Annotated in this window: 10 protein-coding genes; 5 read left to right on the top strand and 5 right to left on the bottom strand. The window is 42.3% G+C overall.

Annotation, left to right across the window (positions count from 1 at the left end; translation table 11 throughout):
• The 5 genes from H5232_RS20205 to H5232_RS20185 all read left to right on the top strand — a co-directional run.
• Positions 1-1425 (top strand): DUF4331 domain-containing protein (locus H5232_RS20205; protein ID WP_182831405.1); only part of this gene is annotated, 1425 nt, incomplete at its 5' end.
• An 11-nt stretch (positions 1426-1436) separates the two neighbouring features.
• Positions 1437-1952, top strand: coding sequence for an Ig-like domain-containing protein (locus H5232_RS20200; RefSeq protein WP_145234389.1), 516 nt, complete (start codon positions 1437-1439; stop codon positions 1950-1952).
• 51 nt (positions 1953-2003) lie between these two features.
• The gene (locus H5232_RS20195) at positions 2004-3011 is read left to right on the top strand and encodes a hypothetical protein (RefSeq protein ID WP_182783526.1); all 1008 of its coding nucleotides are present in this window, start codon (positions 2004-2006) and stop codon (positions 3009-3011) included.
• Complete coding sequence (locus H5232_RS20190; RefSeq protein ID WP_182730773.1) at positions 3008-4126, top strand: HupE/UreJ family protein; 1119 nt, start codon at positions 3008-3010, stop codon at positions 4124-4126. The genes H5232_RS20195 and H5232_RS20190 overlap by 4 nt, the downstream gene beginning before the upstream one ends.
• Positions 4127-4266: 140 nt before the next feature.
• A complete protein-coding gene (locus H5232_RS20185; RefSeq protein ID WP_182783528.1) occupies positions 4267-4854 on the top strand; it encodes a GNAT family N-acetyltransferase in 588 nt (195 codons plus the stop codon).
• Between the two features lie 92 nt (positions 4855-4946).
• On the opposite strand, the gene H5232_RS20180 is transcribed toward H5232_RS20185, so the two are convergent.
• The 5 genes from H5232_RS20180 to H5232_RS20160 form a co-directional block, all read right to left on the bottom strand.
• A complete protein-coding gene (locus H5232_RS20180) occupies positions 4947-5561 on the bottom strand; it encodes a TetR/AcrR family transcriptional regulator (RefSeq protein ID WP_182739503.1) in 615 nt (204 codons plus the stop codon).
• A gap of 137 nt (positions 5562-5698) precedes the next feature.
• Complete coding sequence (locus H5232_RS20175; RefSeq protein ID WP_182831404.1) at positions 5699-7108, bottom strand: efflux transporter outer membrane subunit; 1410 nt, start codon at positions 7106-7108, stop codon at positions 5699-5701.
• 5 nt (positions 7109-7113) lie between these two features.
• Complete coding sequence (locus H5232_RS20170) at positions 7114-10239, bottom strand: efflux RND transporter permease subunit (protein WP_182831403.1); 3126 nt, start codon at positions 10237-10239, stop codon at positions 7114-7116.
• A gap of 12 nt (positions 10240-10251) precedes the next feature.
• Positions 10252-11409: an efflux RND transporter periplasmic adaptor subunit gene (locus H5232_RS20165; RefSeq protein ID WP_182739500.1), complete on the bottom strand. Its 1158-nt coding sequence runs from the start codon at positions 11407-11409 to the stop codon at positions 10252-10254.
• A gap of 408 nt (positions 11410-11817) precedes the next feature.
• Positions 11818-12696: cyanophycinase (locus H5232_RS20160; RefSeq protein ID WP_182831402.1), on the bottom strand; the 879-nt coding region annotated here is incomplete at its 5' end.

Genomic DNA, 12696 nt, shown 5'->3' with positions numbered 1-12696 from the left:
TATGTCACCCTGATTGCAAACTATATTCCACTGCAAGATGGCTATGGTGGACCTAACTATTTTGCCATGGATCCTGATGCAACCTACAGCATCCATATTGATAACGATGGCGATGCGATTGAAGATATTAGTTTCGCCATTAACTTGAAAAGTATGCTGCCTAATGACAATCAAGGCGTTGCATTAACCATTGGCCCTGAAGGCAACCAACGTACTGTTGCTGTACCACTTAAAAATATTGGTGGTGTTGCAGCTGGCAATAATGCCGCAGTTAACTTTAGCGAATCATACACTATGACGATGATCGCAGGTGATCAGCGTACAGGTAGCAAAACCATGCTAACTAATACCATGACCAGCAGTAATGAATTCCACAAGCCACTTGATTATATTGGCGATAAAACGTTTTCATCAATGGATGGCTATAAAAGCTACGCAGCGCAATTTGTATATCAAGTAGCGATCCCGGGCTGTGACGGTATGGCAAAAGTATTTGTTGGCCAACGTAAAGATCCATTCGTGGTGAACCTAGGCAAAACCTTTGACTTAGTGAACTATGTGCCGGTAGAAGGCGACAGTGCGCCGGGCGCAGGTGATGGCGAGGGCTTCCCTGGAGGCATTACACAATCGGCAGATAATGATGACTTAGCAGATAAAAATGTGACCGCAATTGCTATTGAAGTACCTAAAAGCTGTGTAGTTGGTAATGGCAATGGCACTATTGGCACATGGACTACAGCTAGCTTACCACAGGCGCGTATTTTAAACCCAAATGCTAAATTTGCTAACAATGCGGTAAACGGTGGTGCGCTTACTCAAGTATCTCGTTTAGGTAATCCACTTGTTAATGAGCTGGTAATTGGTTTAAAAGACAAAGATACCTTCTCAAGTTCACAGCCTAAAGACGATGGTCAGTTTATTGATTATGTTACCCACCCATCTTTACCAGAGCTATTAAATATTCTGTTCAAAGATGCGGTTAACACCACCTTAGGGGCAAATCTAGCGACCCTTGCACCAACGAATTTTCCACGTAATGACTTAGTAACTGCATTTTTAACTGGTTTCCCAGGCGTTAATCAATTGGCCACTGTTGCAGGCGCTGAAATGCTGCGTCTAAATACCAATATCGCTGCAAAAGCACAAGCAGATCAATCAGCATTCGGTGTTGCTGGCGATGATTTAGCGGGTTTCCCAAATGGCCGTCGTCCTGGTGATGATGTAGTTGATATTGCGCTACGTGTGGTAATGGGTCGCTTATGCTATCCAATTCCAGTAAATGGTACAAATACTGATTTAGGCCTGTGCACATCTGATGATGCCAGTGTAGGTAACGTACCATTTACTGATGGTGCACCAGTGAACGCTACGATGATGGATGCAAGCTTCCCATATCTAGCAACTCCACTTGCAGGGTCTAAATAAGGAGAACACTCATGCAACATTTTAAATTATCACATCTTGGGTTATTGCTTGCTGCGCTTACACTCAGCGGCTGTAGCAATGATGACGACCATAACACCGTCGAGATACCACCGATGGTAAATAAAGCACCCATAGCAACAGCTGATATGGTAACCACACAAACCGAAGTTGTAATTGAAGACATGCTACAAGGTTCTGATCCTGAAGGAGATACTCTTACCTTCAGTCTGGTTACTGAGCCAATGCTAGGCATGGTAGTGGTTAATAGTGATGGTAGTTACACCTATACGCCGAACCTTGAAACGACTGGCTCTGATAGCTTTACCTTTGCAGTCAGTGATGGGGTAAACAGCCAAGTTACCGCAATGGTTGATATCACTATTGAAGCACTTGAAGTCGATTTTGCACAACTAGGCCGTGCAGCATTTAACCAAGCGGCTACCGATAAGCCACTGAGTGTGAACGGCCGTACATTCACAAATGCGGATGAAAATGCCACATTTGACGATTTGTTAGGTAACAACTAAATCACACAATAAAACTTGCAGGCCATGGATGGCCTTTTTAAGGAGAATGCTATGATCACCCGTGCTTTTACTTACCTTTGTTTATTGATCTCTGTTAATGCAGGGGCTGAACCTTATACGCCAGCAGATGACGAGATCATCGCAAAAGCCCGCACAATAAATACCGCACACCTTAATCAAGACGAATTAATGACGTTACTGATAAATAGCCAACAAGTAGGTCAAACTGAGCTTCGCCAAGGCTTATTAAAAAACCAGTTACAGCAGCGCTATGCGCAATCTCCCACACCACAAATTGGCTACATGTATGCACGCGTTTTACAACGTGAACATCAATTTTCAGCAGCCTTAGCAATCACCGATGCAGTACTAAAACGCGATCCTAACCATGTTAACACCCATCTATTACGCGCCAATATGCTAATGGTTCAAGGTGACTTTAAAGCCGCCAAACAACAATGCTTAAAACTCTTGGCTCTAACAGCAATGGATGTAATTAATACCTGTACATTTGATGTACTAAGCCAAGACGGTCAATTAGCACAAAGTTATCAAAGTTTAGCAAACAGTATTACAAGTAATAAACAAAGCGATAATACCCGCCATGTATTGGCTGAAATGGCACTGAGACTCAATAAACCCGATGAAGCGCTCGCTCATATCCAGTCATTGCCATTAAAAACAGCCCCCGTCAGCCTTGTAGTGTTATGGGCAGATATTTATTTAGCGCAAGGGAATTATCAAAAAGTGCTTAACACTTTGCCCGCACTGGTAAATGAAAAACAAAATTTAGAGGATGCCTTGTTGCTGCGCTTAGCAATTGCAGAGCAACACTACAACGATACCTCGCTGAAACAATGGCAAAATTTAATGGCGCAAAGAGTCGCGCTGCGTGAATTACGCCAAGACAGTTTCCATGCCAGTGATTTAGCTCACTATTATTTAGACATCAATAAACAGCCAGAAAAAGCCCTATACTGGGCAAAAATAAATTGGCAACAAGCCAAGCTTAATGCCGATCAGCAACTACTTACACGTGCACAAGGAGCCTCTTTATGAACGCATTTGTAACTGCGTTTTTTTGTAACCTGTGTTTATTTTTCATGTTGCAAGGAACAGCTCAAGCACACCAATTAAGTACCAGCTATATTAATTTAAACGCAATTGATGACAGCCATTTTACAGGTAGTTGGCAAATCAACGTTGCCGATTTAGAGCAACAGGTGGCGTTTGATTTAAACCAAGATGGGGCTATCGCATGGCATGAGATCAGTGCAAAACATAGCGCCATAAGTGATTTTGTCCTGACCTCACTGACGGTAACATCAGCGGACGAGCAAGTATGTACGCTTACCAGCGACGCTCCGTTGCAGCTTGATAGTCATTTTAATCAACCCTATGTGGTTGTTAAATTGCAATTATCCTGCCCAGCTCTGGACACGAACCACAGCGCCATAGCATTTCATTATCAGGCATTTTTCGATACTGATGCCAATCATAAAGCAATTGTCACTATCAATGAACAAACTCGCGTGATGAGTAAAAATAATGCCCTTCAAACTTTTGATTTTACTAAAAGCAATTACCTCACCACTTTTAATCAATATGTTTACCAAGGAGTGCTGCATATTTGGCTCGGACTTGACCATATCTTATTTTTAATTGCATTGTTGCTTACCTGTGTATTAGTAAAAAAATCAGCAAAATGGCAAGGTGTAGAATCAAAAGTCACGATCTTCAAACACACCGCATGGATAGTTACCGCATTTACTTTGGCGCATTCAATCACTCTGACCGCCACTGCAATGCAATTAGTTACACCTAACAGTCGCTGGGTAGAATTGGGAATCGCTATATCGGTGTTGTTTGCAGCTCTTAACAATATTTGGCCATTAGTTGTGCGTTTAGGTTGGGTCACATTCGCCTTTGGTTTATTGCATGGCATGGGCTTTGCGAGTGTATTAGGTGAATTAGGGCTATCCAGTGACTATCAATTACTCAGCGTGCTAGCATTTAATTTAGGTGTAGAGATAGGCCAACTGGCTATATTAGCAGTTACATTACCAGTCCTTATTTGGGCAAGAAACTATCACTGGTATCAAAAATGGGTGATGCCTGCAGGCTCACTCGCCATCGCAATAATCGCGGTACAGTGGTCAATGGAGCGGATTTGAGGTTATTGATTTATAGCTGAAATCAACAGATTAATTGTAAAATTCAATGTGTAAGTTGCTATCATTGAATCCTTATAGGATCATCTCTATGTACAAAATGTTGAGATATTAAACAATGGCCCTAGGAGTAAGGGAAATATATGCAGTGGTTAAAACCAATGCCATTGGTTGGGCACTTTATAACGCTTGAGGTGTTAAGCTTACATCATATTGATGAATTAAAACATGCGGTGCTTGATGGAGAGTCTTGGAAATTATGGTATGCCAATGTTCCTTCGCCAGAACAAATGCACAGTTATGTTGAACGGGCAATTATTGAAGCCAAAAACGGCAATAGCGCCTTCGCCGTAAGGTGTAATAGTAGCCATAAAATAGTTGGCACAACTCGATTCTATAACGTAGACGCACAGCATAAGCGCGCATTACTAGGCTACACATGGTATGCCAAGGCTGTACGAAGAAGTCCTGTAAATACTGAATGTAAACTTTTGATGTTGAAGTATTTATTTGATACTCACAATGCCATTGCAGTTGAGTTTAGAACACACTTTTTTAATCAACAGTCGCGAAAGGCAATTGCAAGGCTAGGCGCTAAACAAGATGGTATTTTACGCAGCCATCAAATAACAAGTGATGGATCGATTCGCGATACTGTTGTTTATTCAATTATTGCATCAGAGTGGCCAGCCGTGAAGAGTCATTTACTGAATAAACTAAAATATACTTAACTTATAATTTAAAGTATTGCGCTTTAAGCCAAAAATTAACTCAGCAAAGAAGATTAAACGACACCTCTTTGCGGTTAAGGGCTCGCCTCTAATTAGAACGGTACAAGCAACACCCGCATTGCCGGGCGAAGCGCTAATAATAGCGTGGCTTTATCAACATGTGGATTAAGCGTTTTACGTATGGTGATCCCATTTATCATTGCAAACATCACTTCGATACGGCTTTCAAGTTCAGTTGCACTAAGGTCTTTTATCAAACTGCGTTCACTCAATAAAAGATTTCGCATTTTCTCTCTGGCGTAACAATCAGACTTTCGCAACTGCTCTGCCACTTTATCGTTGCGCGCAGCTTCAGCGAACATCTCTAAATCCAGTGCACCTTGGTTTACATCAGTATGATGATCCACTGCGTGGTCTAAACCATCGAGTAGAATCGTTACTAAGTCACCAGGTTGATCTTCATACTCCTGAAAAATAGAGAACAGTTTTTCCATATCCTGTTCTATAATCGATTCAATGATCGCTTCTTTACTGGCAAAGTAATTGTAAATATGTCCTGCGCTCATCCCTGCGGTCTTTGAGATCTCGGCCATTCCTGCGCCATGATAGCCTTTTCGTCTAAAACAATCGGCCGCAGCACTAAGCACTTGCTCACGGCGTGCTTGCACAAGTGCAGGGTCGGTTTGTCTTTTAGATTTTTCTTTCATAGTAACTCCGAAAAGCGCTGCTTTTCTTTAACCTAATAATTATCACTAGCTTATATGCCCTTTGACATCAACTTTGTCAGTTGCCACAAAGAACTTAATAAACTAGTGATAAACTATACAGTGGTGCAGCCTAGCGGCTATTCACTCTGTTGAGCCGACCGTTGCCAACCGCCTCCAACCGCTTTATACAAACTAATTTGGCTCGTAATATAGGCTTTTTTACCGCTAATGAGTTGTTGCCCTGCACTGTACCAATTACGCTGTGCATCCAGCACTTGTAAATAGCTATCGGCGCCTTTTTCAAAGCGAGCTTCAGAGAGTGTAAACGACACTTGATTACTGTTATACAGATCTTCAAGCGCACTTAGCTGCTGCATATAGCCTTCCCTATCGGCAAGCGCATCAGAGACTTCTTTAAATGCCTGTTGAATCGTTTGTTCATAGGTTGTTAGCGCAATCTGTTGCTGAGTTTGCGCAACATCTAAGTTTGCTTGATTACGACCCATATTAAATATCGGTATCGTGATCGATGGCATAAAGCTCCAAGTGCCAGTGCCACTTGAAAACAAATTATCTAGATCACTCGACGCACTCCCGGCATTAGCCGTTAAGCTAATACTTGGAAAAAATGCCGCCTTTGCAACACCGATATTAGCGTTAGCAGCTAATAACTGAAACTCTGCTGCTTTAATATCAGGACGTTGTTCAAGTAACTCGGATGGTAAGCCTACAGGCACGGTCGGGAAATTTAGTACTTCATCTAAACTCTCAACAGGTAACAACTGCGCTGAAACCGGCTGACCTACTAATAAATCAAGGGCATTTTTATCACGCTTTAACAAGCGCTGATAGTTAGCAATATCAACTTTTGCGGTGGCTACAGTGCTCTCAATTTGTGCCAACGTTAACTTTGATGCCGCGCCAAGTGCATAGGTTTTTTCGGTTAACGCCAGTGATGCCTGCTGACTTTTTAGGGTTTGCGTAGCAAGCGCTAACTGCTCTTTATCAGCAGCGTAATTTAGCCACGCAATTACCAACTCAGAAATTAAGCTAATTTTTACACTCGTTTGAGTTTGCTCTGACGCGTACAAAGTTTGCAGTGCTTGATCAGATTGATTACGAATTTTGCCCCATATATCGAGCTCATACGCGGTCATCCCCACGGTAGCTTGATAGCTATCGCTAATTTGTGCATTACCGGTTGACGTTAAGTCTCCCGGTAAGCGCTGACGCGTGCCCGACGCAGCAAAATCGATTGACGGATATAAGGCAGAGTCTTCGATTTGATAAAGCGCACGAACTTGCTGCACATTAAGTGCGGCAAGTTTAAGGTCTTTATTATGAGCTAATGTTTGTTCAATCAAGTGTTGCAACTTTTCATTCGCAAAAAACTGCTGCCATCTTAAATCAGCCGTATTACCTTGTTCGCTCTGTATTGCGTAGCTATCAGGCACCGGCAACACGATATCTTCACGCGTAGGTGCCATTTGGCAAGCACTTAGCACAAATATGCTTAGACTCGCTAGGCTTAACGTTTTGAATGTCATTATGATTACTCCTGTGTCACAGTTTTATGTTTACCTGGAAAAACTCTGCGCACTAATACAAAGAATAACGGTACAAATATCACAGCCAATATTGACGATGCGAGCGTGCCACCTATGACAGAGATACCTAGAGCATTTTGTGCACCAGAACCAGCACTTGATGCAATAGCTAAAGGTAGAACGCCACAAATAAATGCCATAGAAGTCATTAAAATTGGTCGTAGTCGTAGCTTAACAGAGTTAATTGCAGCATCCACCAGCCCCATGCCTTCATCCATTTTATGAATTGCGAACTCAACAATCAAAATGGCATTTTTAGACGCCAGTCCTATGGTAGTCAACAAGCCTACTTGTAAGTAAATATCATTTGATAAGTTACCTATAAAGGCAGCCATTGCAGCGCCGAATACACCTAAAGGAACAATCATCATTACCGCAGCAGGCACCGACCAACTTTCATACAATGCAGCTAAGCACAAAAATACCACTAATAACGACAACGCATACAATAATGGCGCTTGACCACCACTTAAACGTTCTTCATACGAAATACCAGTCCATTCAAAGGCAATCCCGGTTGGTAACTGGCTAACCAATTTCTCCATTTCATCCATGGCTTGACCGGTACTATAGCCTGGCGCTGCTGCACCTTGAATTTCCATTGCCGAAAAGCCGTTATAGCGTTCAAGACGCGGCGAACCATAGGTCCAGTACGACTGAGCAAACGCGCTAAATGGCACCATATCGCCATTACTATTACGTACATACCATTTATCTAAATCTTCCGGCACCATACGAGACTCTGGCGTACCTTGTAAAAACACTTTTTTTACTCGACCACGGTCGATAAAGTCATTCACATAGCTACTACCCCACGCGGTAGACAAAGTACTATTGATATCTGCTTGGGTCAGCCCAAGTGCTTGCGCTTTTGCTAAATCAATATCCAGTTCAAGCTCTGGTTTATCTTCTTGACCATTAGGACGAACGCCCGCTAATACAGGACTTTGTGAAGCCATGCCTAGTAGCATATTTCGCGCTTCGAGTAATTTGTCGTGACCAAGCCCAACCCTATCTTGTAAAAACAAGGTAAAGCCATTGGCAGTACCAAGCTCAACAACCGCAGGTGGTGGGAAAGCAAAAACAAAGGCTTCTTTTATCGTAGAAAAATAACCCATAGCTTTACCTGCAACTGCACCAACCGATAAATCATCGCGTTGACGCTCATCCCAGTGTTTTAAACCAACAAAGCCAAGCGCTGCATTTTGCCCAGAGCCTGCGAAGCTAAAGCCAGTTACACTAAACACAGAACGAACAGCTTCAGACTGATCTTCTAGGAAATGTTTTTCCATTTTCTCAACGACTTTTAATGTCTGCTCAGTGGTTGCTCCTGCTGGTAAACTTACTTGATTGAACAAAATACCTTGGTCTTCATCAGGTAAAAATGCTGAAGGAAGTTGTGAGAAAATATAGATCATACCGCCAAGAATGAAGCCGTAACACAATAAATAGCGCTTACTTTGCTTGATCATACGGCTTACAAAGTTTTGTGCGCCGGTATTGGTCTTTTCAAAGCAACGGTTAAAGCCCATAAAAAAGCGACCAATAAATGATGAGTTATTATGTACGTGGCTCGGTTTTAACATGGTTGCACACAGTGCTGGTGTTAAAATAAGTGCCACTAAAACAGATAAACTCATAGCAGTTACTAAGGTTACTGAGAACTGACGATAAATAACCCCTGTCGAGCCTGCAAAGAACGCCATTGGGATAAATACGGCCGATAACACCATAGCAATACCAACTAGTGCACCTTTGATTTCATCCATCGATTTTCGCGTAGCTTCAAGCGGTGAAAGTTTTTCTTCGGTCATCACCCGCTCAACGTTTTCAACCACCACGATGGCATCATCAACTAACAAGCCAATGGCCAGTACCATAGCAAACATGGTCAAGGTATTAATTGAATAACCGAGTACTTGCAGCACAGCAAATGTACCCAATAAAACCACAGGCACTGCAATAGTAGGAATTAGAGTTGCTCTAAAGTTTTGTAAAAACAAGTACATAACTAAAAACACTAACACCACGGCTTCGATTAATGTACTCACTACTTTTTCAATTGATAATGATACAAACGGAGTGGTGTCGTAAGGTACAACACTGGCTAACCCTTCAGGGAAAAAAGGCTCTAGTTCAGCCAATGCAGTTTTAACACCCGCAGCAGTATCAAGAGCGTTTGCACCACTGGCAAGTTTAATACCTAAACCTGACGCTGGTTTACCATTAAAGCGCGCCACAACACCGTAGCTTTCACCGCCAAGTTCGACTTTTGCGACATCGCCTAAGCGAACTACAGAACCATCCTCATTGTTTTTGACAAAAATATTGCGAAATTGTTCTGGTGTTTGTAAGCGACTTTGCGCAGTCACAGTGGCATTAAGCTGCTGCCCTGAAATCGCAGGTAAAGCACCAAGTTGACCTGCCGATACTTGCGCATTTTGAGCACTAATAGACGCACTAATATCTGCAGGAGTCAGTTTATATTTTTGCAGCATACTAGGGTCTAACCAGATACGCATCGCATACTGTGAGCCAAATAACTGCACTTCACCTACGCCATCAACGCGCGACACGATATCTTGCACATTGGATGCAACATAATCACCAATGTCGATATTATTCATGCTGCCATCTTCAGAAACAAAACCAACAACCATTAAAAAGTTACGTGCAGATTTAGCAACAGATACACCTTGGCGTTGCACTTCTTGTGGCAATAACGGGGTTGCCAAGGCAAGTTTATTTTGCACTTGAACTTGTGCAATATCTGGGTCGGTATCAGCATCAAACGTTAGTGTTAAAGTTGCCGAGCCATTTGATTCCGAGGTTGATGACATATACAACAAGCCATCTAATCCTTTCATCTTTTGTTCAATAACCTGCGTAACAGTATCTTCTAACGTACGTGCGGAAGCACCTGGATAATTAGCTTGAACACTAATTGCCGGAGGCGCAATAGACGGATACTGAGCAATAGGTAGCGCTTTAATTGCAAGTATACCCGCCAACATAACAATAATGGCCAGTACCCATGCAAAGATAGGCCGGTCGATAAAAAATCGTGACATTAAAATGCTCCGTTATTGAGTTTTAGCAGCTGAGTCGGCAGGCACTGCATTAACAGGTGCGCCCGGTGCTATTTTTTGTAAACCTTCAACAATCAGTTGATCGCCGTCGTTCAAGCCACTTGTCACTAACCAGTTAGCACCTACTGTGCGGTCAGTTTTTAATACTCGCGCTTCAACAGTATTGTCTTTACTCACCACCATCGCTGTAGGCTCACCTTTGCTATTACGACTCACACCACGTTGTGGTACTAAAATAGCATCAGACTTAACACCTTCAACAACCACAGCTCTGACGTACATACCTGGTAATAATAGCTTTTCTGGATTTGGAAATTCTGCTCGTAAAGTCACTGAGCCAGTGCTTGGATCAACAGCCACTTCAGAAAACTGCAAAGTGCCAGTGTGCGGATACACTGAGCCATCTTCCATAGTGAGTTCAACCTTTGATTGCGCAGTAAGATCTTTGTCAAGCTCACCATTGGCAATCGCTTTTTTCAAGCGAGTCAACTCACTACTTGACTGTGTAAGGTCAATATAAATTGGGTCAAGCTGAGTGACGGTTGCTAACACGGTTGCTTGATTAGCACTTACCAAAGCACCTACGGTCACGTTCGATTTGCCAATTTGACCACTAATAGGTGATGAAACCTTACTATAGTTAAAATTGATCTGTGCGGTTTTAAGCTGCGCTTGAGCCGTTAATAAATCAGCCTGGGCGCCTTTATAGCTTGCGTCGGCTTCATCAAAATCTTGTTGGCTGACCGCTTTTATTGCTAGTAACTCAGAATAACGATCTGATTTAGCCTTTGCATTAGCAATGCTTGCTTGTGCCTTACTAATAGCGGCTTTACTGGTTGCCACTTGCGCTTCAAATGTAGCTGGGTCGATTTGATATAAAGCCTGACCTTTTTTAACTTCAGCACCTTGAGTGAATAAACGTGATTGAATAATACCGCTTACCTGAGGACGAATCTCCGCCACTTGAGACGCAGTTACTCGTCCAGGAAGCTCCTTAGTAAGTGTTAATGGTTGGCTTTTTAATGTAATTACGCCAACAGGAGCTGGCTGCGAAGCAGGCGCATTCGCCTGCTGAGTTTGATCGCAACCGGATAAAGCAACTGCACTTGCCAAAGCGGTGACAGTAAAAAGAACGACGCGAGAACGCTGCATGTTAACTACCCTTAATTTAGAATGAACGATCATTCTAAATTAAATTATTACATTTTCCAATGTTAATTGAGAATTATTTTTAAAAGATCTAAGAGCATGTAAAGTGATGTAAAAAGACTTGACGGTGAGCTAAAAAACAGAACAACTCGATTGCTAATTGCAGGTACAAAAAGAGTTAATTTTATCTTTAATGAGCATAACAATGCAGATGCAGTAAACATTAAAAGTAGTCATTTTGAACGTCTGGAACTAAAAGCGACACAGCAAGCAGATGTTCAATCATCGGTTGTAAGATTTGAGGGTAAATGGGTAGCAATATATCCAAATTGGTGTTGTTGACAATTTAACACATTACTTAGTCATTTAAAGAAAAGCTACTGTGAGTAACAGTAGCTCTTCATCAAAGCATCATTGAATCGTCGTAATATTAACGCTAAGTCGTTCAATTGCACAGCCATAACTGCTTGGACTTATTCTCTGATACTGGGTATTTTTGCTGGCATTTAAAGTCACTATAAACTCATCTTGCTGACCTACCGCTGACTGCTCATTAGCTAAACACATTGCTTGAGTAAGCGAGCGCAATTTAGCATCAGTGAGTATGTTATTAAAACGCTGCATTGGCAAAGGCGGTATTTTAATTGCAGGCAAAGCACTGTCTATAGTACGTTGGTTTAATTGGTAGCCTTGAGGTGTTACATCAATAATCGCACCAGCTGGCCAAAATGAATAATCAAAACTGTATTTATCTTTGCCCTTATTTAAATGCACAACCCCATGCTTACCTAGCACTGTCACAATCGTACTCTGTTGTGATTTTATGAACACTAAAGCTGTCGTTTCATCAACACCAAAGCCATACTGTTGCCCTGTTTTTGCAAGCAATGTCGCTAAACGCACAGTGCGATTTCGCTCACTAAAATGGGTGTCAACTATACCTGCACTAAAGCTGCCCAGCCCACCATTAGTTTGATAGGTTAATGTATCTGCGCTTAGCCCTTGATTACAATCATCTTCACAACGTTCACTCGGTGCAGAAACTGCGTGCGCACCATCACGTAATGCAGCTAAACTAGTGCCATTAGTGATCATAGCAACACTACCAAACTGGTTACTGCCGCCACTTTGAATGGCTGTGCCTGCACTTGTACCTACCAATAGCGGACGTGAACGTATAGCATCGGTCCATGGATACGGCTTGCCCGTATCATCAAATAACACTTTTCGAGTTAAACTTTGATCGCCACCATTGAGCATAATACCTGTTGCTGATTCGATTTTTGCAAC

The sequence above is a fragment of the Pseudoalteromonas sp. SG41-5 genome (assembly GCF_014164495.1).
Taxonomy (GTDB): domain Bacteria; phylum Pseudomonadota; class Gammaproteobacteria; order Enterobacterales; family Alteromonadaceae; genus Pseudoalteromonas; species Pseudoalteromonas rhizosphaerae.
Note: the sequence above shows the minus strand (reverse complement) of the source record. Positions and strands in the feature narration are given on the sequence as shown.